The sequence below is a fragment of the Shewanella atlantica genome, from assembly GCF_003966265.1.
In the GTDB taxonomy this organism is placed as follows: Bacteria; Pseudomonadota; Gammaproteobacteria; order Enterobacterales; family Shewanellaceae; genus Shewanella; species Shewanella atlantica.
The window spans coordinates 22,519-45,483 of record NZ_RXNV01000013.1; the positions used below are offsets into that span (position 1 = coordinate 22,519).

The 22,965-nt window shown below is 45.2% G+C and carries 25 protein-coding genes; 11 read left to right on the plus strand and 14 right to left on the minus strand.

The features are described from left to right. Positions 1 to 32: 32 nt before the first annotated feature. From EKG39_RS18935 to EKG39_RS18945, 3 genes are all read left to right on the plus strand, one after another. The gene (locus tag EKG39_RS18935) at positions 33 to 467 is read left to right on the plus strand and encodes a DUF1285 domain-containing protein (RefSeq protein WP_126507550.1); all 435 of its coding nucleotides are present in this window, start codon (positions 33 to 35) and stop codon (positions 465 to 467) included. A gap of 117 nt (positions 468 to 584) precedes the next feature. Continuing rightward, on the plus strand, positions 585 to 1,004 hold the full coding sequence (locus EKG39_RS18940) for a MarR family winged helix-turn-helix transcriptional regulator (RefSeq protein ID WP_126507552.1): 420 nt from the start codon (positions 585 to 587) through the stop codon (positions 1,002 to 1,004). A 68-nt stretch (positions 1,005 to 1,072) separates the two neighbouring features. Next, the gene (locus EKG39_RS18945; protein WP_126507553.1) at positions 1,073 to 1,477 is read left to right on the plus strand and encodes a PliI family lysozyme inhibitor of I-type lysozyme; all 405 of its coding nucleotides are present in this window, start codon (positions 1,073 to 1,075) and stop codon (positions 1,475 to 1,477) included. A gap of 22 nt (positions 1,478 to 1,499) precedes the next feature. Here EKG39_RS18945 and EKG39_RS18950 read toward each other — a convergent pair whose 3' ends face one another. Both EKG39_RS18950 and EKG39_RS18955 read right to left on the minus strand, forming a co-directional pair. Beyond that, positions 1,500 to 1,844, minus strand: a complete 345-nt coding sequence (locus EKG39_RS18950) for a hypothetical protein (protein ID WP_126507555.1) — start codon at positions 1,842 to 1,844, stop codon at positions 1,500 to 1,502. Between the two features lie 194 nt (positions 1,845 to 2,038). Next, on the minus strand, positions 2,039 to 3,073 hold the full coding sequence (locus tag EKG39_RS18955; protein ID WP_126507557.1) for a Leu/Phe/Val dehydrogenase: 1,035 nt from the start codon (positions 3,071 to 3,073) through the stop codon (positions 2,039 to 2,041). A gap of 259 nt (positions 3,074 to 3,332) precedes the next feature. Between EKG39_RS18955 and EKG39_RS18960 the strand changes: the two genes are divergently transcribed. Next, positions 3,333 to 3,776, plus strand: a complete 444-nt coding sequence (locus EKG39_RS18960; RefSeq protein WP_126507559.1) for a DUF4826 family protein — start codon at positions 3,333 to 3,335, stop codon at positions 3,774 to 3,776. A 136-nt stretch (positions 3,777 to 3,912) separates the two neighbouring features. Here EKG39_RS18960 and EKG39_RS18965 read toward each other — a convergent pair whose 3' ends face one another. The 6 genes from EKG39_RS18965 to EKG39_RS18990 all read right to left on the minus strand — a co-directional run bounded on the left by EKG39_RS18965 (position 3,913) and on the right by EKG39_RS18990 (position 9,663). Beyond that, positions 3,913 to 5,040, minus strand: a complete 1,128-nt coding sequence (locus EKG39_RS18965) for a ribosomal protein uL16 3-hydroxylase (RefSeq protein WP_126507561.1) — start codon at positions 5,038 to 5,040, stop codon at positions 3,913 to 3,915. 111 nt (positions 5,041 to 5,151) lie between these two features. Continuing rightward, the gene (purB, locus tag EKG39_RS18970) at positions 5,152 to 6,519 is read right to left on the minus strand and encodes an adenylosuccinate lyase (protein WP_126507563.1); all 1,368 of its coding nucleotides are present in this window, start codon (positions 6,517 to 6,519) and stop codon (positions 5,152 to 5,154) included. A 28-nt stretch (positions 6,520 to 6,547) separates the two neighbouring features. Beyond that, positions 6,548 to 7,162: a high frequency lysogenization protein HflD gene (gene hflD / locus EKG39_RS18975; protein ID WP_126507565.1), complete on the minus strand. Its 615-nt coding sequence runs from the start codon at positions 7,160 to 7,162 to the stop codon at positions 6,548 to 6,550. Positions 7,163 to 7,165: 3 nt separating this feature from the next. Beyond that, the gene (gene mnmA / locus EKG39_RS18980; RefSeq protein WP_126507567.1) at positions 7,166 to 8,284 is read right to left on the minus strand and encodes a tRNA 2-thiouridine(34) synthase MnmA; all 1,119 of its coding nucleotides are present in this window, start codon (positions 8,282 to 8,284) and stop codon (positions 7,166 to 7,168) included. Between the two features lie 108 nt (positions 8,285 to 8,392). Then, positions 8,393 to 8,869, minus strand: coding sequence for an NUDIX hydrolase (locus EKG39_RS18985; protein WP_126507569.1), 477 nt, complete (start codon positions 8,867 to 8,869; stop codon positions 8,393 to 8,395). A gap of 89 nt (positions 8,870 to 8,958) precedes the next feature. Then, complete coding sequence (locus EKG39_RS18990; RefSeq protein ID WP_126507571.1) at positions 8,959 to 9,663, minus strand: pseudouridine synthase; 705 nt, start codon at positions 9,661 to 9,663, stop codon at positions 8,959 to 8,961. Positions 9,664 to 10,047: 384 nt separating this feature from the next. On the opposite strand from EKG39_RS18990, the gene EKG39_RS18995 reads away from it, so the two are divergent. Further along, on the plus strand, positions 10,048 to 12,273 hold the full coding sequence (locus EKG39_RS18995; RefSeq protein ID WP_126507573.1) for an NADP-dependent isocitrate dehydrogenase: 2,226 nt from the start codon (positions 10,048 to 10,050) through the stop codon (positions 12,271 to 12,273). A gap of 135 nt (positions 12,274 to 12,408) precedes the next feature. Here the strand turns inward: EKG39_RS18995 and cspD are convergent, their stop codons facing one another. Next, a complete protein-coding gene (gene cspD, locus EKG39_RS19000) occupies positions 12,409 to 12,615 on the minus strand; it encodes a cold shock domain-containing protein CspD (protein WP_012142231.1) in 207 nt (68 codons plus the stop codon). Positions 12,616 to 12,862: 247 nt separating this feature from the next. Here cspD and clpS point away from each other — a divergent pair, with 247 nt between their 5' ends. After that, positions 12,863 to 13,171 (plus strand): ATP-dependent Clp protease adapter ClpS, encoded by a 309-nt coding sequence (gene clpS, locus EKG39_RS19005; RefSeq protein WP_012142232.1) that lies wholly within the window; start codon positions 12,863 to 12,865, stop codon positions 13,169 to 13,171. A gap of 36 nt (positions 13,172 to 13,207) precedes the next feature. Continuing rightward, on the plus strand, positions 13,208 to 15,466 hold the full coding sequence (clpA, locus tag EKG39_RS19010) for an ATP-dependent Clp protease ATP-binding subunit ClpA (RefSeq protein WP_126507575.1): 2,259 nt from the start codon (positions 13,208 to 13,210) through the stop codon (positions 15,464 to 15,466). A 110-nt stretch (positions 15,467 to 15,576) separates the two neighbouring features. Here clpA and infA read toward each other — a convergent pair whose 3' ends face one another. From infA to aat, 3 genes are all read right to left on the minus strand, one after another. Then, positions 15,577 to 15,795: a translation initiation factor IF-1 gene (gene infA, locus EKG39_RS19015; protein ID WP_011865366.1), complete on the minus strand. Its 219-nt coding sequence runs from the start codon at positions 15,793 to 15,795 to the stop codon at positions 15,577 to 15,579. A gap of 140 nt (positions 15,796 to 15,935) precedes the next feature. Then, the gene (locus tag EKG39_RS19020; RefSeq protein ID WP_126507577.1) at positions 15,936 to 16,646 is read right to left on the minus strand and encodes an arginyltransferase; all 711 of its coding nucleotides are present in this window, start codon (positions 16,644 to 16,646) and stop codon (positions 15,936 to 15,938) included. Continuing rightward, positions 16,636 to 17,346: a leucyl/phenylalanyl-tRNA--protein transferase gene (gene aat, locus EKG39_RS19025; protein ID WP_126507579.1), complete on the minus strand. Its 711-nt coding sequence runs from the start codon at positions 17,344 to 17,346 to the stop codon at positions 16,636 to 16,638. Before aat ends, EKG39_RS19020 begins: the two co-directional genes overlap by 11 nt. 55 nt (positions 17,347 to 17,401) lie before the next feature. Here aat and EKG39_RS19030 point away from each other — a divergent pair, with 55 nt between their 5' ends. Beyond that, entirely contained in the window at positions 17,402 to 17,878 is a 477-nt protein-coding gene (locus EKG39_RS19030; protein ID WP_126507586.1) for an outer membrane lipoprotein, read from the plus strand. Between the two features lie 139 nt (positions 17,879 to 18,017). Here the strand turns inward: EKG39_RS19030 and EKG39_RS19035 are convergent, their stop codons facing one another. Then, entirely contained in the window at positions 18,018 to 18,374 is a 357-nt protein-coding gene (locus EKG39_RS19035; protein WP_126507588.1) for a hypothetical protein, read from the minus strand. Positions 18,375 to 18,633: 259 nt separating this feature from the next. On the opposite strand from EKG39_RS19035, the gene EKG39_RS19040 reads away from it, so the two are divergent. Further along, positions 18,634 to 19,386: a Nif3-like dinuclear metal center hexameric protein gene (locus EKG39_RS19040; RefSeq protein ID WP_126507589.1), complete on the plus strand. Its 753-nt coding sequence runs from the start codon at positions 18,634 to 18,636 to the stop codon at positions 19,384 to 19,386. 81 nt (positions 19,387 to 19,467) lie between these two features. Continuing rightward, positions 19,468 to 20,598, plus strand: coding sequence for a serine hydrolase domain-containing protein (locus tag EKG39_RS19045; RefSeq protein ID WP_126507591.1), 1,131 nt, complete (start codon positions 19,468 to 19,470; stop codon positions 20,596 to 20,598). 101 nt (positions 20,599 to 20,699) lie between these two features. Here EKG39_RS19045 and EKG39_RS19050 read toward each other — a convergent pair whose 3' ends face one another. Then, a complete protein-coding gene (locus tag EKG39_RS19050) occupies positions 20,700 to 21,476 on the minus strand; it encodes an AraC family transcriptional regulator (protein ID WP_126507593.1) in 777 nt (258 codons plus the stop codon). Positions 21,477 to 21,581: 105 nt separating this feature from the next. Here EKG39_RS19050 and EKG39_RS19055 point away from each other — a divergent pair, with 105 nt between their 5' ends. Next, positions 21,582 to 22,793 (plus strand): CynX/NimT family MFS transporter, encoded by a 1,212-nt coding sequence (locus tag EKG39_RS19055; protein ID WP_126507595.1) that lies wholly within the window; start codon positions 21,582 to 21,584, stop codon positions 22,791 to 22,793. Positions 22,794 to 22,965: the final 172 nt, after the last annotated feature.

Below are 22,965 nucleotides of genomic sequence, written 5' to 3' on the forward strand. Positions count from 1 at the left end.
TTTTCCTGGCTTTGTTGTTCTAAGGAGTCGATATGAGCGAAAACAACACGGATGCCGATGGTGAGTTAGCTAAGCTGACAAACGGGGTACCGCTTTGCTCTGAGGAACCCCTATTTAATATCAGTAGCCAAGGAGATTGGTATTATCGAGGTGAGCAGTTACCTAAGAAGTTTGCACGGCTCTTTTCATCGATTTTGCACTGCATCGACGGTCAATATTACTTGATTACCCCAGTTGAAAAGTTGCCGGTTACGGTTGCCGAAGCGGCGATAATCATCGTGGACTACGAACAAAAAGAGACTTCATTTTTGCTGGACTCTGCTCTCGAGACGCAGCACCAGGTGGAGAGTGTTAAGGCATTTGAACTTCATGATGAAGGCATATTCTTTGAGTTAGAAAGAGGGCTCAAAGCTAAATTGGGGCGAGCTTGTTATTACCGCTTTATCAATGAGTTCATGATTTCTTAAAATTTAACAATTAATCAAAGGTTTAAGCTTTAATTCGTAATTAGTTATGACTAATGCTAGTTTCTTGCAGGCTAAGTGGTAGTATTAAATCAGGTGCTGATGGATTGGAGATGCTGATTGAAACAGTATGAAAGCCTCGGGTATCTTGTGTCGCATTTGAATATTGATCTACAAAATGCATTGGATCAAAAGCTCAAACGCTACCAACTCGATATAAAACTCTGGCCGGTTCTTTTTGCCTTGTGGCAAGAGGAGGGGATCACGCAGACTGAATTATCGAAACGGTGTGATGTTGCACATTATACGATGACGCGCCTACTCGACCAACTACAGGTACAAGGTCTGGTTACCCGACACCAGGAAGCAGACAATCGTCGTGCTTTTCACATTTTTTTGACCGATGCCGGAAAGGCGTTAGAGCAAGATCTTGTGATCGAAGCCGAGCGAGTCAATGCCAACTTTCTTGATAATCTATCGGGTGATGAACGCTTAGCCTTTATGGCCTTACTCAATAAAATTAACCGATTCCCCGAATGACTGATTCGTTATTTTAAATCATCCCCCTTTCCTGTTATTAAATTCTATAGGTTCAATCAGAGGATCTTATGATCAAATATCTGCCTTTACTCTTGTTATCTTTCGCCGTTAGCGCGTGCTCAATCAATATCAATAAACCTAAGCCCAAATCTGATACTGCAGCTCACTCTTCGCCTGGGGTTTACCTGGAAAAGTTTGAACTGGCTAATGGCGCCACATTAGTCGTGAGTGAAGGGAGGTTAGAGCCCAGGTCCATAGGAAGTATTACAGTCAAACTGTATCGAGATCTATCTGTAGGAGATTTTGCTGGCGCAGTGTCAATTCCCCGTGATGGCACCATTTTAAAGGCGATGTTAATCGAGAATGGATCAGATAAACAGAAGCTCTCTATTACAACGGTGACGGCTGGAAGCGGTAATTATCAGGACAGTCAGCAGATCTGCATTAAAGGCGATTCTATCACCTTGTGTTAACTGCGCGCTCCTATCTCAGCCCTCAGTTAAGCAGTAAGAACAGCAAACCTGAAAGGGTAAAGAAAATGGTCATATTTTGAAGCAGTTTTCTACTCTGTAGTAAGTTTTCTTTACCTTGATTGATACTGGTGACCAAGCTATTTCTCTTATATATCCTGCAGACCATCTGTTCAGATGTGGGGTCTATAAGTAATTGAAAACGGCATGAATTACCATCATTAAGCTTAATTTTATGTTCGCTGTTTTGACTAAAGTTAAGTTTTCTCGACACCATTTTTCCGTTGATGAAAACCTGCTCTAAGCCGCACCAATTGCTGGCTTGAAGTTCAACTACATCTTGGTTGAGATCATACTTGAAAGTAACCATAGCGTTTTCCTTCGCGAGATAACGAGGCTCTAAGTCAAGCAGACAAATATGACATTATCCAGTCGGGAAGGTGAAATTTCTGTGTCAAATTTCTATCCCTTTGGCAGCACAGGTAAAAAAAAATAATTAAAAAAAGGGACGAAATAATGATTTCGTCCCTTCATCAAACTTGTGAGAAGTGTTACTAACAGATCTTAGCTTTTGGGGGCTTCAATGATGTTGCGTGCCATCTCATCGGCTACCGAACCTGTCGTTCTATTCTGCTCGTCTGCCTGGGCAAATATTCTCATGAGAGTGCCGTAGATCTCCTCGACTTTTTTAGTCGATGAGGTCACGTCATAATCTTTTTCGAACGACACGTTGATAATGCCACCGGCATTGATCACATAGTCCGGCGCATACAGGATATCGAGCTCTTTAAGCTTCTCACCATGACGTAGCTCGGCTAACTGGTTATTGGCACAACCGGCAACGATTGTTGCTTTAAGTTGTGGAATGGTGACATCATTGACGGTTGCGCCCAATGCACAAGGAGCATAAACGTCGACATCTTGCTTATAGATGTCTTGTGGAGCCACCACGGTAGCACCGAACTCAGTGGCGACCTTGTCTAAAGAAGACTGGTGGATATCGGTAACGATAAGCTCGGCTCCCTCTTCGTGCAAGTGACGGCATAGGTAATAACCGACATGGCCAACACCCTGAACCGAGATTTTGAGTCCTTTGAGTGAATCAAGACCGCGCTGATGCTTTACTGCGGCCTTTATGCCTAAATATGTTCCCAGAGCTGTGAAAGGTGATGGGTCGCCGCTTTTGCCTTCAAGGCCTGCCATATATGGCGTCTCTTCATGGGCGATCATAATATCTGCAGTCGACACACCGACATCTTCTGCTGAATAATATTTTCCGCCAAGACCGTGAATGCAGCGGCCAAAAGCACGAAACAGCTCTTCTCTGTTTTCTGTCTCTGGATCGGCGATGATCACAGACTTACCGCCGCCCATATCTAATCCGGCAAGGGCATTTTTATAGGTCATGCCACGAGACAGTCTTAATACATCATTTAAGGCTTCGTCGTCAGACTCGTAGTTCCACATTCTACAGCCACCAACAGCAGGCCCTAGTTTTGTATTGTGGATGGCGATAATCGCTTTTAAGCCACTTTCTTTGTCCTGACAAAATACAACCTGTTCATGTTCGTCAAAAGAGATATGATTGAATACAGCCACGTACAGTTCTCCGCTGGGGAATGAAAACGTCGAGAACATGAAGTGTTCATTCGACGGCTTATTTAAATTTATTGCAGAACGATAGCATTTAGGGATACCCTCAACAAAGTAAAGATTTGGATTAATTGTGATCTGCGTGGCAATTTAGCTTTCCACTTTACGTTAACGTAAAGTTTGGTGATGTTTCTTTGGACAAAGTAAGGACACTTTTGGAAAGCGCTTACAGATGTGCAAAATAACAATAAGATAGGAATTAAGTATGACGGAGCAAGCAGTCGATCAAACTCAAGAGATTGATCAGGAAAAACAGGAAGCGCTGAGACAAGAGTGGATCAGAGAACACTTTCAGAAAGCGAATCGTTTTCTCGCCGAAAAAGGAGTGATCCCGAGTAATGTTATTGCTGATGAAAGCCGTTATTTAGCTCCTTACGTTGCAGTTTGGAAAATGGAATCTAAACAGCCGAAGAAACAAACTTTTTGGGTGATGTCAGGCGATCTTCCCTCGGATTATGTCGATGTGAATGTTGCCGGGACGGCGCGTGAGGCAATTCGTCATTTCTCTATGATGTGGCAGCTAAAAGCTGAAAACCTACACAAATCAGGCGCAACCAAAGATCCTATGCAGGCAAAATTTGCACAGTTACTGGTATCAAGGGCAGAAAGCCTCTACCAGATCCACAATGATGAAAAGTTGTGGGCATAACCCTGTAACGGTTATTCGTTATGAGATAGATAAAATGGCATCGATTCGATGCCATTTTTGATCTTAGCAATCTTAGCAATCTTAGCAATCTTAGCTAAATACACATGTTCAACAGCTGGGATTATACCGATAGGTATTAAGCCAGGTAGTAATAGCCTCTATTGAGCTGTTCTAAAATAAAGTGAGCTAATTCATCAGATTGGCAGAGTGCGGCAGCTTCTCTATTGGTCATCGTCAGAGAGTTAGCAATCTGGGACAATTGCGTCATATCACAGGATTTAAAGTTAACAATCTCACCATTAATAAAAAGCCGACTATTTATATCGTTTTCGAGCGATATGACTTTTAACCCGCCGATCCTGTGTATCTCAGCCCCTTCAGCCAATGCAGACTTTAACTCGTCTAAAGAGTAGGGCGCCTCCGGCTCTGATATATCCAGTTCGAAACGATTTTGGCTTAAAATCTGGCCTAATACCGCTTGATAGTGCTCAGGTTGGTGTAATAACTCACTTAACAGGCTGAGCATCTCTTGCTGCTGTTTAACAGGCAGTGTCGCTGCAGAAGTCGGTTCAGAGCTCGAGGTGAAGCGTTTTAATCCCGTGTTAGTGTCCAGCAGGTGATCGGCAATACCCGTTAATAGCTCTTGCTGACTCGGAGCTCTAAAGCCGATTGAATAGCTCAGAGCTGTGGTGAGCGTTTTGGCGCAATGGGGATAGCCTGGCGGGATATAGAGCATATCACCCGACTCGAGTACGACGTCGATAATGGGGTCGAAGTCATCGATCAGTGCGGTGTTCATATCGCCCCCGCGTGGAGCATATTCACCCTTAGCTCCTACCTTCCAGCGTCTGCTGCCCTCTCCCTGTAGCAGAAAAACATCATAATTATCGATATGAGGTCCGACGCCGCCACCGGGAGTTGCAAAAGAGACCATAAGATCATCGAAGCGCCAATCAGGGATAAATCGAAAAGCTTCAATCAGTGGGATCGTATCTTGATACCAATGGTTTACTGCCTGAACTAAAAGTTGCCAGTTATTTTCACCAAATTCGCTGTAATCCTCTATTGGACCCTGAATAATATTCCAACCTTTATCCTGAGTGACAATCACGCGAGAAGATATCTCCTCTTCGCAGGCAAGACCAGCCAGTTCATCGGCACTTATGGGATCATCAAAATTCGTAAAGGCATTCTTGATAACTAACGGTTTTTTTTGCCAGTGAGACGTTAAAAACTCAGAAATATTCAGATTTAGTTTATACATAGTAACTTAATTAGATTTTTGTGATAACTTGATGTGAGTTATAAAAAAAGCGGTAAGTATTAGCTTACCGCTTTTGTATAGCTTAAAGATAGCTTGCCATTAAGGCGATGACTATAGTTCGTCTACGAAGGCTTCCGCGCGGCCGATGTAGTTAGCAGGTGTCATCTTCTTAAGTTCGATTTTGACATCTTCAGGTAACTCAAGACTATCGATAAAGAGGGCGAGTTGCTCACCATCGATACGCTTACCACGAGTCAGCTCTTTTAGCTTCTCATAGGGCTTCTCGATACCATAGCGGCGCATAACTGTTTGTACAGGCTCTGCCAATACTTCCCAGTTTTTATCCAGCTCAGCACGAAGTTGCTCTTCGTTCACTTGAAGCTTACTGATCCCTTTGAGTGTTGCCTGGTAGGCGATTAACGCATGAGCCATGCCAACACCTAAGTTTCTGAGCACAGTCGAATCGGTAAGATCACGCTGCCAGCGAGAAACCGGAAGCTTAGATGCCAGATGCTGCATAAGTGCGTTAGCAATACCTAAGTTACCTTCCGAGTTTTCAAAATCGATAGGGTTCACTTTATGTGGCATGGTCGAAGAGCCAATTTCGCCTGCAATGGTTTTTTGCTTGAAGTGACCCAGAGCAATGTAGCCCCAGATATCACGGTCGAAATCGATAAGTACAGTATTGAAACGCGCAACTGCATCGAAGAGCTCGGCGATATAATCGTGTGGCTCGATCTGTGTAGTGTAAGGGTTCCAGTTAAGTCCCAGGCTGGTGACAAAACGCTGTGAAAGTGTATGCCAATCAACTTCAGGGTAGGCAGATAGGTGAGCGTTGTAGTTACCTACGGCACCATTGATCTTACCCATGACTTCAACAGCATTGATCTGCTTTAATTGACGCTCGAGACGAATAACAACGTTAGCCATCTCTTTACCTAGTGTAGAAGGAGAGGCTGGCTGTCCGTGGGTACGAGACATTAAAGGTACAGAACGGTGCTCTTTTGCTAAGGCCTTGATCGCATCGATGACCTGCTGACAGTATGGTGCCAATACCTGTTCACGTGCTTCACTGAGCATCAGACCATGAGACAGGTTATTGATATCTTCAGAGGTACAAGCAAAGTGAACAAACTCATCGATTGCAACAAGTTCTGCATTGTTTGCTACTTGCTCTTTAATGAAGTATTCAACCGCTTTTACATCATGGTTGGTGGTGGCTTCAATCTTTTTAATGCGAAGCGCATCTTCTTCACTGAAGTTATCTTTAATTTGATCGAGAAGGGCAAGCGCTGTCTCGCTAAAAGGGGGAACTTCTTCAATTTCTGGGCAGCTGGAAAGCAGCTTCAACCAGTTTATTTCGACTTGAACACGGTACTTGGTCAGGCCGTACTCGCTGAAAATCCCTCTAAGTGAGGCGGTTTTACTACCATAACGACCGTCTACGGGAGAGATAGCAGTTAGTGCGGAAAGTTCCATTTGAAGCTCCTTTATGAACTTAGCTTATTTATAGGGTGAGGCTTTTTTTTGCCGTATCGACTATTGTTTTTCTGGCGAAGACAAGGTGTCTGCGCTTGCCTCCTAATTGGCGCCACAATACTGCGCTGCGCATGGCAGACAACAGCAGTGCTCGGATTTTTTCCTGTACCTGAGATTGTTTCAGATATTCCGGATTACCCGATATTTGAATTTTTGGACCTAAGGTGCTGATAATATCGCTATAGATACCAGCGAAATTGGCGATGACCTGTTCGTCGGTGATCTCAAAGTGGTGAAGCTGACGGTGAATTTGATTGATTCTTTCCGATAATATACTCATGGCATTGCCACGAGCCAACTTTCTCTCTAAGGCTAATATACCGACAAGGTATCGAGTCACTTCGACATCTTTATCTTTAGCATCACCGAGTTGGTTGATGATGAGTTGGTAGCCTTTATTTAAGGCGACCTTGTCAGCATAAACATCTGCGGTCGTGTCTGGGTTCGTTACTAATACAGTGTTCAAACTGGCAGCAAGACCATCTTTGTCAGAGTTACCATGCCTGGCTATGTGTTGCACTTGTGCTATGGCCTGCAAAATCCCTGCAAAGGCCATAGTACGGTCAATTAGCTGATCGCTCACGTTTTATTCTCTAATTAATGAATCGATGATACCGCCGCCTAAGCAAAGCTCGGCATCATAAAACACCGCCGATTGACCAGGGGTCACCGCTGCTACGGGCTCATCGAATAGGACCTTGATTCTGTCGTCGCCTTCATAAGTTAATGTGCAGGCAACATCTCTTTGGCGGTAGCGAGTCTTGACCGTGATCTGAGCACCATCGATAGGCCCCTTTCTGTCAACCCAGTGGAGTTGATCGGCATAGAAACCCACCGACATTAATCTTGGATGATGACCGCCTTGACCGACAACGAGTACATTTCTGTCCATCTCTTTGTCGACCACATACCAAGGGTCATCATTACTGTTCTTCATGCCGCCGATACCCAGGCCTTTACGCTGACCTAAGGTGTGGTACATAAGACCCTGGTGAGTGCCTATGACCTCACCCTCTGCTGTTTCAATGTTTCCCGGCTGCGCAGGCAGGAAGGTACTCAGGAAGTCAGTAAACTTTCGTTCGCCGATAAAGCAGATCCCGGTACTGTCTTTCTTGTCATGGGTGACGAGACCCATCTCTTTCGCTATCTCTCTGACTTCGCTCTTTTCAAGTTCGCCTACAGGGAAGAGTGAGCGGGAAATTTGCTCATGGCTTAAGGTGTAGAGGAAGTAGCTTTGGTCTTTGTTGCCATCTCTGCCTCGTAGCATCTGGCTCTGACCGCTTTCATCGCTTCTGCGAACATAATGACCCATAGCGATATAGTCTGCATCTAAGATGTCATCTGCAAATTCGAGAAAAGCTTTAAATTTAATCTCTTTATTACAGATGATATCCGGGTTTGGCGTTCTGCCCGCTTTATATTCGGCTAAAAAATACTCGAACACATTGTCCCAATATTCAGAGGCGAAGTTGACGGTGTGCAGTTTTATACCCAGCTTGTCACATACTGCTTGCGCATCTTTTAGATCGTCTGCTGCGGCACAATATTCATCGGTGTCATCTTCTTCCCAGTTTTTCATGAAAAGACCTTCGACCTGATATCCCTGTTTAAGTAACAGGTAAGCCGAAACTGATGAATCAACACCGCCAGACATGCCGACGATGACTTTTTTATTATTAATAGCAGTGGGTTCGATTAATGCCATAGATCCTAAAACCGTTGAATGTGTCTTCGCAGCTTATTGTTAGTCGTCATTCAGCAGAAGAGCCGAAGTGACACAGAAAATAAGCTACATTTTCGGGGGCGTATTCTATCACGCATTCGAGCCCGGGGCTAACCTCAGATGGTCGCCATTAAGCAGTTCCAGCGGATAGTGAATTTTGTTACGAAAGTCATCGAGGCTGGATAACACCAGAGGACTCCTGAGTACCTGCTCTAAACCCTCTATCTCATCATACGTTAACCATAATGCCCGGTTAATGTCCGGATCTTGAGGCCGGAGAGGGGAGAGGGTTTCGATACGCGCAAAAAAGGTGAACCTGAGAAAGGCGAGGCTATCATTGGCAGCAAATTGATAAATGCCGGTTAAGCCCTGAGGCGACACGGTTAATCCCGTCTCTTCGAAAACTTCACGTTCACAGGCCATGATCAGGGTTTCATCTTTTTCAAGATGCCCGGCCGGCTGATTGTAGCGCTTAATCCCGTCGATGATCTCTTCGACGATAAGGTACCTGTTCTGGCACTCAATAATACACGCCACTGTGACATTGGGTTTATATCTATCGCCCATCGTTTGCCCCTTTAAATGTGCAGACTTACAGATAAAAACAGGTATTCAATATACTTCGCGCTGTAGAAATCTAACCAGATGTGATCTGGTTAGTTTGGCATATCGATACGCTGGAATTCTCCGGATTGGAGATCGTTAAGACTCCATTGTCCTATTTTATAGCGAATTAATCTGAGAGTGGGAAATCCGATATTTGCGGTCATCCTTCTTACCTGACGGTTACGGCCTTCACAGATTTGAATTTCGAGCCAGGTCGTCGGTATGTCTTTGCGCTCTCTGATGGGGGGAGTACGAGGCCATACATCGGGTTGGGTCATTATCATAACTTTTGCCGGTAAGGTCATCCCATCTTTTAGCTCGACTCCATGGCGTAACTTATCTAAATCGTCTTGGCCAGGTTCACCCTCAACCTGTACCCAATAGGTCTTGAAGGTTTTTTTCTTCGGCTCGGTGATTTTTGACTGTAACTTCCCGTCGTTGGTGAGTAACAGCAGGCCTTCACTATCCCGGTCCAATCGCCCGGCGGCATAGACATCAGCAATGGGAATATAGTCTTTTAAGGTTTGTCGTCCCTGTTCATCGGTGAACTGACAGAGCACATCGAATGGCTTGTTAAACAAGACTATGATGGGATCCTTTGCTCTGGGTTTAACCGATTTACGGTTTTTGGTTTTGTCAGCGCGTTGATGCGGGCTTTTTGCCTTATTAAACCTGTTGGATGTTCCTCTGCGATCCGTAGAGGAAGGTAAAGTGGCGCTTTTAGATTTAGATTGACGAGAATTTGTGTGACTCACTTGGGCTAACTTCTGGCATAGTATGACTTAATTCATACTAGTGTACTGTGCATTGGCCATTAGTGGAATTTGAATATTGTCTGGAATGTTTTATGATATGCGCCATTAAAGTGTGATCTGCGCCAAGTTGTTATTAAGTTTTGAGAAGTTCAACGTGGGTGGTAATGCGTTATTCAGGCCTGAAGGTCTTGCATTTTGTGAGTGTAAAACTCGCGAAATAAGATGCTTTATGGCCTTCAGTGACCACCTTCAGCAATGATTAGAGGGCCGTTTGCAGGCCTGTATGATAACTCTTATAAGAAACTGTATTACATATAAAAACAGTATAAGAATAAACTATAAGTATCTTAAATTCTTTATTATTACAATAATGTAGGACTAAAAATGACCGACAAATCATCAACGATTATTTATACTGAAACGGACGAAGCGCCAGCCTTAGCCACTCTGTCTTTGTTACCTATTATCAAGACGTTTACTCAAGCCGCTGGTGTGAATGTTGAAACTCGTGATATCTCTCTATCGGGTCGGATTATTGCTAATTTCCCTAACAAGCTTACAGATGCACAAAAAATTTCAGATGCCTTGGGTGAATTAGGTGAATTAGTGAGTCAGCCTGATGCGAATATTATCAAGCTACCTAACATCAGTGCATCAATTCCTCAGCTTAAAGCCTGTATTTTAGAGTTACAGAATAAAGGCTACGACATTCCGTCCTATCCCGATGAGCCTGCTAACGCAGCCGAAAAAGCGATTCAGGCACGTTATGACAAAATTAAAGGCAGTGCGGTTAATCCGGTTCTTCGTGAAGGAAACTCAGATCGTCGCGCTCCGGGTTCAGTAAAGAAGTACGCACAGAAGAATCCTCACTCTATGGGTGCCTGGAGCAAAGAATCAAAATCTCATGTCGCGCATATGAGCGAAGGAGATTTTTATGGTAGCGAGCAATCATTAACGCTTGCCCAAGAGAGTAATGTACATATAGTACTGGCCAAGAAAGATGGGGGGGAGCTGGTATTAAGAGAGTCTCTCTCTTTGAAGATCGGTGAGGTTATCGATGCTTCTGTCATGAGCAAGAAATCATTGCTTGAGTTCTTTGAGCGTGAGACCCAAGACGCAAAGGCACAGGGAGTTCTACTCTCTCTTCACCTGAAAGCGACCATGATGAAGGTCTCAGACCCTATTCTTTTTGGTCATGCCGTTAAGGTTTACTACAAAGAGTTGTTCGCTAAACATTCAGCGCTGTTTGAGCAGTTGGGTGTCGATGTAAACAATGGTATCGGTGATGTCTACACTAAGATAGCTACGCTGCCAGAGGCTCAAAAAGCAGAAATTGAAGCCGATATCGCGGCTATCTATCAGACACGTCCTGAGCTGGCTATGGTCGATTCAGACAAGGGGATCACCAACCTTCACGTGCCTAGCGATGTGATCATCGATGCTTCTATGCCAGCTGCAATCCGCACATCTGGAATGATGTGGGGCGTGGATGGCCAGCCTAAAGATACTAAGGCGATGATCCCGGACCGTTGCTATGCCGGTGTGTATCAAGAGACCATGCAATTTTGTAAGAAAAATGGTGCCTTTAATCCGTCAACCATGGGAAGCGTACCAAATGTGGGCTTGATGGCGCAAAAGGCTGAAGAGTATGGCAGCCATGATAAAACATTTGAGATCCCGGCAGCCGGTACGGTTCAAGTCATTGATAACCATGGCGACGTATTATTGTCACATGAGGTCGAAGCCGGTGATATCTGGAGAATGTGTCAGGTTAAAGATGCGCCGATCCGTGATTGGGTGAAACTCGCCGTTAAACGCTCACGCCTCTCCTCGACTCCTGCCGTGTTCTGGTTAGATGAAAACCGTGCACACGATGCGCAAATCATTAAGAAAGTGAATCAGTACCTGCCTGAACATGATACTGACGGGTTAGAGATCCACATCATGTCACCGGTGGAAGCGACTCGCTTTACACTACAACGAACTAAAGATGGGTTAAATACCATATCTGTGACAGGTAATGTACTGCGTGATTATCTGACCGATCTATTTCCAATTCTCGAGCTTGGTACGAGTGCTAAAATGCTTTCAATTGTACCTCTGATGAATGGCGGCGGGTTATTCGAAACCGGTGCAGGCGGAAGTGCGCCTAAGCATGTTCAGCAAGTTGAAAAGGAAGGTCACTTGCGTTGGGATTCTCTGGGCGAATTCTTAGCCCTTGCGGCATCACTGGAGCACCTGAGTCAGACTACCGATAACGCTAAGGCACAGGTGTTAGCCGATACGTTAGACAGTGCGATTGGCCGCTTCCTTGACCAAAATAAGTCACCGTTGCGTCGTGTCGGTCAGCTCGATAACCGAGGTAGTCATTTCTATCTTGCTATGTATTGGGCTCAGGCTGTTGCGGAGCAGAGCCAGGATGCAGATCTGAAAGCACAGTTTACCGGTCTGGCTGATTCATTGACGAACAGTGAGACTAAAATTGTCGATGAACTCAATAGTGCTCAGGGAGATGCTGTCGATCTGGGTGGTTATTATCGTCTCGATGCGGATAAAGCCTCCGCTGAGATGCGTCCAAGTCAGACATTGAACGCCTTGTTTGCGGTTTAATACTAACGGCAAAAAGTCAGCGGAGAGGTGAACCTCTTCGCTGTTAACGTATTATACCGATAGGTATTAGCTAGAAACAAAATAAAAAGGCAGGGAATATTAAATTCCCTGCCTTTTTTTTCTTACATCGCACCACTAATTTGTTGGCGAAATTGCTGACGCGTGCATACCTTTTGGACCGGCTTCTACTTCGAATTGGACTGGTTGGCCTGCTTTTAGAGTTCGATAGCCTTCCATTTCGATGGTAGAATAGTGTGCAAAAACGTCTTCACCACCAGCTTCAGGGCAGATAAACCCGAATCCTTTGGCGTTGTTGAACCATTTAACAGTTCCGTTTGCCATACTTCCACTTCCTTCTGTTGTCTACTTCCCAGTAAGATAGTAAAACTTAGTAGGCGGGAAAAATTCACCGCCTGTTGAACAGAATGAAAGCAGTATGATTGTATGTCAAGAATAAATTAACATTTAATCAACAAATCGGTAAAAAAGTTGTATCAATCAGTGCGGGATTTATGAGATGTTGAGTTATCAATGGCAATTAAATTGTCATTGATTGGTACAAGCCAATACTAGAGGCTAATATTGAAACATGGGTAAAGCAGTAAATATCGAACATGTAGAAGAGCGTGTTGAATCGGAATTAATGCCACCTCCGATGTATAAGGTGATATTAAATAATGATGATTACACTCCGATGGATTTTGTGATTGAGGTTTTACAACTCTTTTTCAAAAAGAATGAACAGGATGCCACGGACATCATGTTGGCTATTCATAATCAGGGTAAAGGGATCTGTGGAGTATTTCCTTTTGGTATTGCAGAAACTAAGGTTGCTCAGGTAAATCAGTTTGCAAGACAAAACCAACATCCGTTACTGTGTTCTTTAGAGAAAGCCTGAATTGGGTAAATTACGTTGTAAATTTAGGGGGTGCTTATGCTAAATAAAGATCTTGAAGTCACCTTGAATCTGGCTTTTCAGCAAGCCAGAGATGCCCGTCATGAGTATATGACGGTTGAACACTTACTCTTAGCCTTGATTGACAACCCCGCAGCACAAGAAGCTTTGGTGGCATGTGGGGCAAATCTTGATAAGTTAAGAGAAGATGTGTCAGGTTTTATTCAACAAACGACGCCTATTATCGCCGATCCTGAAGACGATAGAGAGACTCAACCTACACTAGGTTTTCAGCGAGTACTGCAAAGGGCCGTTTTCCACGTTCAATCATCGGGTCGCAATGAAGTGACCGGTGCCAATGTTCTCGTTGCCATCTTCAGTGAGCAGGAATCTCAAGCTGTCTATCTCCTGCGTAATGGCGAAGTGACCCGCCTCGATGTGGTTAACTTTATCTCTCATGGTGTTTCTAAAGATGAGATGGATAGCGGGTTAAATCAGGAACGAATCGAAGATCAAACTGAGACAGAAGAAGAGAAGAGTAAATTGTCTCAATTTGCAGACAATCTTAATGAACGTGCTCTTAGCGGAAGTATCGATCCCTTAATCGGTCGAAGTGACGAGATAGAGCGTTCCATCCAAATTCTCTGTCGCAGAAGAAAGAATAATCCCTTGTTAGTAGGGGAAGCGGGGGTGGGGAAAACCGCCATCGCTGAGGGGCTGGCGTACCGAATTGTAAAAGAGGAAGTACCTGACATCATGAGTAAGGCTACCGTCTACTCATTAGATTTAGGCGCTCTGTTAGCCGGGACTAAGTATCGAGGTGATTTTGAAAAGCGCTTTAAGAGCCTTCTTAAAGAACTCGAGCATGATGAGCACGCAATTTTATTTATCGATGAAATTCATACCATCATAGGTGCAGGCGCTGCATCGGGTGGCGTGATGGACGCATCGAATCTGCTTAAACCTCTGCTATCCGGCGGTAAGCTGAGATGCATGGGCTCGACGACCTATCAGGAATACCAGAGTATTTTTGAGAAGGATAGGGCATTAGCCAGACGTTTCCAGAAGGTAGATATTAATGAACCTTCGGTGGCTGAAACAACCAAGATCCTTCAGGGACTTAAATCTAAGTATGAAGAGCATCATGGTGTCAGGTATACGATGGCTGCACTGAGTGTTGCTGCAAAATTGTCTGATAAACACATTAACGATCGCCACCTCCCGGATAAGGCTATCGATGTCATCGATGAAGCGGGTGCCCGTATGGCGATGCAACCCGCGAGTCGTCGTAAGAAAACGATCGGTCAGGGAGAGATTGAGGCGATCATTGCCAAGATGGCGCGTATTCCTGAGAAGTCTGTATCGGCAACTGACAGAGATCTTCTGCGTAATCTTGACCGTAACCTTAAGATGGTGGTTTTTGGTCAGGATAATGCGATTGAGAGCCTCAGTTCAGCGATTCGCTTGTCCAGAAGTGGTTTAGGCGGAGAACAGAAGCCTGTTGGAAGCTTCTTGTTTGCCGGTCCCACGGGTGTAGGTAAGACCGAGGTGACCAGTCAACTGGCTAAATGTCTTGGTCTTAACTTAGTGCGATTCGATATGTCTGAGTACATGGAAAGTCATACGGTTTCACGTCTTATCGGTGCGCCTCCGGGTTATGTTGGTTACGACCAAGGTGGTCTGTTAACCGATGCTGTGATTAAAACACCTCACTGTGTGGTATTGCTCGATGAGATCGAAAAGGCGCACCCTGATGTCTATAACTTGCTGTTGCAGGTGATGGATCACGGTACCTTAACCGACAACAATGGCCGTAAGGCCGATTTCAGGCATGTGACCCTGGTGATGACGACCAATGCCGGTGTTCAGGAGACGGTGAGAAAGTCGATAGGCTTTAAGCAACAAGACCACAGTCTGGATGCACTGTCTGAGATCAATAAGGTCTTTTCACCGGAATTCAGAAACCGGTTAGACGAGATCATCTGGTTCAACCATCTCGATATGATGGTGATTGCTAAGGTTGTAGATAAGTTCCTCGTCGAACTTCAGGCTCAACTCGATGATAAGGGGGTGACTTTAGATGTCAGTGATGAAGCCAGAACCTTACTCGCAGAGAAAGGCTATGATAAGTCGATGGGAGCAAGGCCGATGGCGAGAGTCGTTACCGAATTGATTAAGCGGCCATTAGCCGATGAGATCTTATTCGGCGACCTTGAGAAGGGCGGTGTCGCCCATGTCGATATCAATAAAGATGAATTAGTTATCTCTATCAAGAGTCCTGAGAAAGTGAACGGTTGATGCTTTCCTGCTTATGGGAATAAAAAAAAGGCTGCAACTGCAGCCTTTTTTAATACGATTGAAATAAAAAAACCGGCCTTGCCGGTTTTTAAAAATCTGTTATTGCTAACTTAGCGTGAACGGAAGACGATGCGACCTTTGCTCAAATCGTAAGGGGTCAGCTGAACTGTGACCTTATCACCGGTCAAAATTCTAATGTAGTTTTTGCGCATTTTGCCTGAGATGTGTGCAATCACAACGTGACCGTTCTCTAGCTCTACACGAAACATTGTGTTCGGCAAGGTTTCAAGGATCGTGCCTTGCATCTCAATGTTGTCTTCTTTCGCCATTAATCAGTTATCCTGTTAGCCTTCAAATATTAAAAACGGGCGTATCATGCCGTAATTTACCGCTCCTGTAAAGAGAAGGTTAGCCTAAGCGTGATAAATAGCCAAGGGAGAGGCGGAGGGGAAAGATTGTCTAATTGGTTTTATTCTTCAGGAGTTTGCTGCCAACCGGATGAAGTTAAAATCTGATATGGCGTGTAGTCACGTTTATAGTTCATCTTTCTGGATTCATCGATCTGATATCCAAGGTAGATGAACTCTTTGTGCATCAGTTTTGCCAGACGGCATTGGATCAAAATAAGCAGTGAACCTAAGGAACGTTTATGTTCATCGGGAGCAAAAAAACTGTATATGGCCGATAAACTGTTTGGCAGTATATCGGTAACGGCAACGCCGATGAGTCTATCTTTATTCCACAGTTCAATAAATATGGGATCGAGCCAGCCAGAGTCGATAAAATGGTTATACTGCTCCCTCGAAGCAGGGTACATAGGACCATCTTTGTGTCTTACATTGATGTAAGTCTCATAAAGTTCATAATGGCTTTCGGCTTGTGTATCGACAATTTTCCAAATGAGATCCTGGTTATTCTTCAGGGTTCTTTTCTGTCTTCTTGAAGGGGTGAATAAAAAAGAAGGGATCCTAATCGGCAGGCAGGCGTTACAATGCGGACATTGAGGCTTATAGATGGTACCGCCGCTACGCCTGAAACCTAGCGCCAAGAGCTGCTCGAATAGTGCCAACCCGATATTGTCCTCCTGAAGGACCAATAACTGCTCTAACTCTGTTTCGATATAGCTGCAGGGAAAGGTTTTCGTTATTCCGACCGATATAGGCTGTGATTTAAAGCTCAAGAAATACCTCTTTTGCTACCCAGGAATTCGAGACGACCTTACCGTCACGAAAACGTTTAAGTAGATTAATAAAATCTTTTCTCTTTAATGCGGTGGCGCCTAATGACTCAAGATGCGGATTCACCACCTGAGCGTCTATGAGTTTGAACCCTTGTTTTAAAAGATACTGATGTAATATCAGCATGGCAGCTTTAGAAGCATTTGTCTGTGTATGAAACATAGACTCACCACAGAAAACCTGTCCTATGGCCAATCCGTATAAGCCGCCGATCAGTGTCTCCTCATTCCAGACCTCGACAGAGTGTGCCAGCCCCTGTTTATGTAGCTCAAGGTAGGCGTGTTGAATGTCTTGGGTGATCCATGTGCCATCCTGAGCTGCCCTGGGTGCAGCGCAGCCTTTCATCACCTCTTCAAAGGCGCGGTTTATGGTAAAGGTCCAAGGTTGTTTCTTAAGTGATTTTATTAAGCTTCGACTGGTCTTCATCGTGCCGGGAACGAACACCGCACGGGGATCGGGAGACCACCAAAGAATAGGGTCGTCGGCATTAAACCAGGGGAAAATACCTTCGTAGTAGGCATTAAACAGTCGAGTCGGATGTAAGTCTCCACCAATAGCGAGCAGACCATTAGGGTCGGTAAGCGCGTATTCCGGTGAAGGAAACCTTTCGAGCTCATGATTTAAATAGGACAGTGAGTTCACAATTGAGTAAGATTATCTTTATGAGACCTTCTTATAAGTTAGCGGAAAATTGATTATGTTGAAACCTAGTATTAGTCGCTTATTCTACGTTTGCTTGTTTTTTAGCATATTCCTGCCGGCGCATGCCGGTTATGATCGTAACCAGGCTGTACCCGTTGAAAAAGTGGTCTACGGTAGTATTGTTTCTGTCAGGAATATTACAGAGAAACAGCTGGTAGAGGATAGAAATCAAGGTTGGAAAACCTTCGGCGGAGCCCTTATTGGCGGTGTCATCGGACATCAGTTTGGTGGCGGAAGCGGTAAGGATGTTGCCACCGTTCTGGGAGCGCTGATAGGCGCGGGAGTGGGAAATCGTCACGGGAGCTCGAGCTATGTTCAGGAATTAAAGCTGGTTGAATTGATGATTAAACAAGATGATGGTGAGCAGGTGATGATTATTCAGGACTTAGATCAGGGAATGATTTTCAATACTGGCGATGAAGTCCGGGTGGTTTATCTTAAAGGCGGTGTTAGGGTCGACCGTGCCATGTAATGGACTCATATGATGGGCTCATATGAAGGGCTCATATGAAGGGCTCATATGAAGGGCTGATGTGGAAGGTGTAGCAAAACCCGGATAAATAAAAAGGAGCCAATTGGCTCCTTTTTATTTATCGCAAGTAGGATCAGGACTAGAAACCGCGAGGTAGCTGTCCTTTTCCTGCAAGTTTCTCACGCCATAACTCTTTCGGTGTTTTACCACCGCTGGCATTAGCAGACTTGGCTTTCTTCGCCGGCGCCTTTTTGGCTGCCGCTTTAGGCTTTGTGGTTTTAGCCACAGGCTTCGCTTTAGTTTCAGTTGCTGCCTGAGGTGATGTTGCGCCGTTCATTTCGGCTAGCATGCTCTCGAGTTCACTGAAACGTAGTGACTTACCGCCATCGATTTTGTACCAGCTTCCCTTTTGCTCGATTGTTACAGCACTACCTTGCTTGTCGGCTAAGGCAGACTCTAACGCGCTGATAACCTCTTCTTTGGTCAGTTTTGACATAGTTATAACCTATTTATTTTAATGTTTACCTGAAGGTTTGAGCCAATTTTATAGGTGAAACTGGTAAAAAGTCCAATTTTCACTGAAAATCTGACGTTTTCATCGATTTTATGAACATAATGCGACTAAAATCATAGCGAAGCCGGTAACGAACAGGCGATTTAGTTACCACTTAGTTTAGTTAATAATCAGCTGGACGTGAGGACTGTGTCATTATTTATACCAGTTACACTTCCAAAAAATAATCAAGGGCGTTTCAATGACACGTACAGAGCTAAGCCGATATCTTTCAGAGTTACTTCAGATTTCCAACTATAAAGACTATGCCCCCAACGGATTACAGGTGGAAGGACGCTCAAAGATCGCCACAATCGTCACAGGGGTGACGGCTTGTCAGGCATTGATCGATAGAGCTGTAGCGTTAAATGCCGATGCGATTCTCGTACATCATGGTTTTTTCTGGAAAGGGGAGCCTGAAGTCATCACGGGTATGAAGCAGCGTAGGATCAAGGCTTTACTCGCTAACGACATCAACCTTTTCGGTTACCATCTTCCGCTGGACGGCCACCCTATGTTAGGCAATAACGCCGAGCTCGGCCGTAGACTCGATATTTTGGATGCAGAGCCGGTAGAGGGGGTCGCCCAGGGACTTATCTGGCAGGGGCGCTTGGATACGCCTATGTCTGTCGAGGCCTTCTCATCTCAGCTAAACCGTGTGTTAAACAGAGACGCGCTACACATTGGGCAAAGCAACGATGAGATTCAAAACATCGCCTGGTGCAGTGGGGGAGCTCAGGATTACATCGATATTGCGGCCGAACTCGGTGTCGATGCCTTTATCAGTGGTGAAGTATCGGAGCGAACCTTTCACAGTGCCATGGAGTTGGATGTCCACTATTTCGCCGCCGGGCATCATGCGACCGAGCGTTATGGAATACAGGCCCTGGGCGAGCATTTGGCGAGAGAATTTAATTTAGAGCATCACTTTGTCGATATCAATAATCCTGTTTAACCGCTTATCCCTCTTGAACTTTGACTGACACGGTTGAAGAGACAAGGATTGAAACGCGGTTTCCTGAATTAAGGAGTTGTCATGAAAAGTGTTGTCATGAAAAAGCTATCGGGTTTCTTGTTATCTTCTCTTCTGTTAGTCATTTCGGCCTGCAGCGATGCGTCGGATGAGGCTGAACCTGTGGGTCATTCCATGCTTGAGCAACAAAGGAGCGAACTAGGCGAGTTGGTTACCGCTTGGGCTGACAGGAGTGAGGTTCCCAGTGTTTTATTGAGAGTGCAGCGCGCAGACGTCACTGTATTTGACGGGGCTTCAGGTTTTTGGTCTTTCGCTGACGATGATGACAGACCTGTTTCCGCCAATGCCTATTTTCGCTCAGCCAGCGTAGGCAAACTTTTTACCGCCGTCACCGTGTTGAAATTAGCCGAGAAGGGTAAACTCAGTCTCGATGCCCCGGTCGGTTATTACCTCGATAGTAAACTGATCTATCCACTTTTTGGTGACTATAGCGATATGGTCACCATAGGCCAACTGCTGTCCCACACCAGTGGTTTAGCCAATATTGATAATGACCCGGCTAAAAACAGCTGGATGATGCAAAATTCAGAAAAGGAGAAACAACCACAAGAGTTATTGTCTTTTGCTGCCGAGCTTGGTCTGAAATATGAGCCGGGAAAGGGTCAGGAATATACCTCTGCAGGTTATATCTTACTGGGTCTGGTTATCGAGGCCGTCACTGAACAGGCCTATCACAGGGTCGTGCGTGAGCAGGTGTTGGCCCCTTTAAATCTTGAGAATACCTTTGAGCAGGCTCAGGGGTGGCCAACAGAGGTTGAACTTATCCATAGTTATGCCGGCGATTATGATATGAACCAAATTCACCCGAGTATGGAATTTGCTGACGGCGGCTTTGTTACCACAACGGCGGACTTAACCCGGTTTGGTATCGCATTAGCAGAGGGGAGTTTTTTTGAGCGGCCGCAAACCTACACGGCCATGATGACGACTCAAGGCTCGGAAGGGATAGGGTTTGGACCATTTATCGACGAAAATTCATCGGGTGAACTCATCTTCTATCACCCGGGGCATTGGGGCGTCATGTTATATGTCGATCCCGCACAACAGCTTACGATAGTCTTCAGTGTCAATCAGAGCGAAACAGATTATGCCGCTTTTCTTGAGCAAGTTTTGAAGATAGTGAGCGCTGAGTAATATTTACTTAATGAAACTTTTCTCCTTTGAAACTTATCACTTTTAGGATAAGAGATGAGGGGGGAATGTAGATGAGAGAGAATGTAGATAAGCAGCTATGGTTACTCCTTTTTATTCACATAACGTTTGGGAGACTCGCCCAGTTTTTTCTTGAACATGGTGATAAACGCACTGACAGACTCATAACCCAGCTCTTCTGAGACCTGCTGAACAGTGTAATGGCTTGATAGTCGCTGTATGGCAATAATGATATGTAATTGAGTTCTCCACCTTCCGAATGACATCCCCGTCTCCTTTTTGATTAACCTTGTCAGGGTTCGTTCACTCATGGCGTAGCGCGAGGCCCACTGTGCCACCGTACTTCTGTCATTTGGCGCCGTCATCAATGATTCTGCTATTTTTCTTAATTTACTATTTTGAGATATCGGAAATTCCAGTTGGTTTGTAGGCATCTGAGCCAGTTCGTGTAGCAGAACCTTGACTAACAGATCGGTGGGATCTCCAGTTTCATAACTCTGAGGCAGTTGAGCAAAATGTTTAATGAGCTCTCTTAACAGGGGGGATATAGACAAGGTGCAGCTGCGTGCAGGTAAGTCTGCCACATGAGGTGCGATAAAAAGTAGGCATAAGGAAGCATCACCGGACACCTTGTTGCTGTGGGGGAAGCCCGCTGGGATCCAGACCGCACTTTGCGGAGGTGCTATCCATATCGCATCGGATATTTCACAGGTGATGTAACCATGCAGGGCAAGGATCAGTTGACCTTTTTGATGGGTATGAACGGGGAGCTCATCGGCAGGCTTGATGTCATTTTGCCTGAGACCTACAACATCGAGAGGAGACAGATCCGGGTCAAAGTCAGCAGTATTGTTCGACATAACTCAATATATGGCAGGTTTTAGGTATTAAATGGCATTATATCTAAATTCAGCGAACGCCGAAATATTTATAGTTCCCACCTGTTTAATTCATCAGGTTCTACAATGAAAAGAAGTACTCAAAGCGGATTATTGATAGCCGGAATATTACTGATCGCGGCAAATCTACGTGCACCTATCACGGGCGTCGCCCCGTTATTATCCATGCTCAGTGAGAGTCTCCAGTTATCAACAACACAGGCGGGTTTACTGACAACCTTGCCGCTACTGGCTTTCGCGATAGTGTCACCCATAGCCTCATATCTGGCAAAAGAGTATGGTTTAGAGCCTTCGATTATGGGGGCGTTAAGCATCATTGCGTTGGGGATCTTGATCCGTTCATCGGGAAGTGTAACGGCTCTCTATTTGGGGACTGTGATTCTCGGCTGCGGTATCGCTATCGGAAATGTGTTGTTACCCAGCTTATTAAAGCGTGATTTCCCTGCCCGTATTGCAACGTTTACTGCTGTGTATGCATTGACTATGGGAGTAGGCTCCGCCATCGGCTCTGCCGTTGCTGTCCCACTGGCACAATTTCATGATAACGGCTGGGCCTTTTCGATGGGGAGTTTCATCGTGATCCCATTGCTTTCCATGGCGCTCTGGCTACCACAGATGAGAAATCACACTCAACCGTCGGAAGATACCCGGGGTCTTCCCCGTGGTGGAAAGGTATGGCGTTCGCCATTGGCGTGGCAGGTGACCTTTTTTCTCGGCTTTAATTCATTTATCTCCTACATCATAATCGGTTGGCTACCGACTATTCTTATCGATGCTGGTTACTCGGCTTCACAGGCGGGAGCAATGCATGGATTGCTGCAGCTATCAACGGCGATACCCGGCTTATTGCTAATCCCTGTGCTGGGAAGACTGAAAGATCAGCGCGGGTTAGCATTTAGCGTTTCAGCTGCCGCCATGCTATCTATATTGGGATTACTCTATCTGCCGCAACTTGCGATGTTATGGACCGTGATATTTGGCTTCGGTGCTGGTGCGGGGTTAATTCTTGGTTTGTCTTTCATCAGTTTGCGTACGGATAACCCACACCAGGCAGCGGCGCTATCGGGTATGTCTCAGAGTGTCGGTTATCTGTTGGCGGCTACGGGACCTGCCTTGGTAGGTTCTATCTACAGTGTGACAAACAGCTGGGAGACTCCTCTTGCACTCTGCGCATCGGCTTGCGGACTCTGCGCCCTGTTCGGTCTGTATGCCGGAAGAGGTTTAACGATTAACGGCCAGCAAAGCGCCGGGAGTGAAAAGGTGATTGTGGTTAGTTAATCAGCCGCTTTCATATACAGCAGGTTAACATTTTTTAGTGATAACTGCTGTTCACTTCATCTTATCGTTTGTACCTCGCTTGGTGATTATACTGCGATGTTTTCAAGCTATTGATTTAAAGCTTAAAACGTCGCATGTCAATAGTGGCTGGCTTGATGGGATATCAATTAGG

What these genes read in the sequence shown, in the direction of transcription:
- EKG39_RS18935 (WP_126507550.1), top strand. Translation starts at nt 33, where the DNA reads ATGAGCGAAAACAACACGGATGCCGATGGTGAGTTAGCTAAGCTGACA.
- infA (WP_011865366.1), bottom strand. Translation starts at nt 15,795, where the DNA reads ATGGCGAAAGAAGACAACATTGAGATGCAAGGCACGATCCTTGAAACC.
- EKG39_RS18960 (WP_126507559.1), top strand. Translation starts at nt 3,333, where the DNA reads ATGACGGAGCAAGCAGTCGATCAAACTCAAGAGATTGATCAGGAAAAA.
- clpA (WP_126507575.1), top strand. Translation starts at nt 13,208, where the DNA reads ATGCTAAATAAAGATCTTGAAGTCACCTTGAATCTGGCTTTTCAGCAA.
- EKG39_RS18985 (WP_126507569.1), bottom strand. Translation starts at nt 8,869, where the DNA reads ATGGGCGATAGATATAAACCCAATGTCACAGTGGCGTGTATTATTGAG.
- EKG39_RS19050 (WP_126507593.1), bottom strand. Translation starts at nt 21,476, where the DNA reads ATGTCGAACAATACTGCTGACTTTGACCCGGATCTGTCTCCTCTCGAT.
- EKG39_RS19030 (WP_126507586.1), top strand. Translation starts at nt 17,402, where the DNA reads ATGTTGAAACCTAGTATTAGTCGCTTATTCTACGTTTGCTTGTTTTTT.
- EKG39_RS18945 (WP_126507553.1), top strand. Translation starts at nt 1,073, where the DNA reads ATGATCAAATATCTGCCTTTACTCTTGTTATCTTTCGCCGTTAGCGCG.
- EKG39_RS19055 (WP_126507595.1), top strand. Translation starts at nt 21,582, where the DNA reads ATGAAAAGAAGTACTCAAAGCGGATTATTGATAGCCGGAATATTACTG.
- EKG39_RS19040 (WP_126507589.1), top strand. Translation starts at nt 18,634, where the DNA reads ATGACACGTACAGAGCTAAGCCGATATCTTTCAGAGTTACTTCAGATT.
- EKG39_RS18965 (WP_126507561.1), bottom strand. Translation starts at nt 5,040, where the DNA reads ATGTATAAACTAAATCTGAATATTTCTGAGTTTTTAACGTCTCACTGG.
- EKG39_RS19035 (WP_126507588.1), bottom strand. Translation starts at nt 18,374, where the DNA reads ATGTCAAAACTGACCAAAGAAGAGGTTATCAGCGCGTTAGAGTCTGCC.
- clpS (WP_012142232.1), top strand. Translation starts at nt 12,863, where the DNA reads ATGGGTAAAGCAGTAAATATCGAACATGTAGAAGAGCGTGTTGAATCG.
- mnmA (WP_126507567.1), bottom strand. Translation starts at nt 8,284, where the DNA reads ATGGCATTAATCGAACCCACTGCTATTAATAATAAAAAAGTCATCGTC.
- EKG39_RS19045 (WP_126507591.1), top strand. Translation starts at nt 19,468, where the DNA reads ATGAAAAGTGTTGTCATGAAAAAGCTATCGGGTTTCTTGTTATCTTCT.
- purB (WP_126507563.1), bottom strand. Translation starts at nt 6,519, where the DNA reads ATGGAACTTTCCGCACTAACTGCTATCTCTCCCGTAGACGGTCGTTAT.
- EKG39_RS18950 (WP_126507555.1), bottom strand. Translation starts at nt 1,844, where the DNA reads ATGGTTACTTTCAAGTATGATCTCAACCAAGATGTAGTTGAACTTCAA.
- cspD (WP_012142231.1), bottom strand. Translation starts at nt 12,615, where the DNA reads ATGGCAAACGGAACTGTTAAATGGTTCAACAACGCCAAAGGATTCGGG.
- EKG39_RS18995 (WP_126507573.1), top strand. Translation starts at nt 10,048, where the DNA reads ATGACCGACAAATCATCAACGATTATTTATACTGAAACGGACGAAGCG.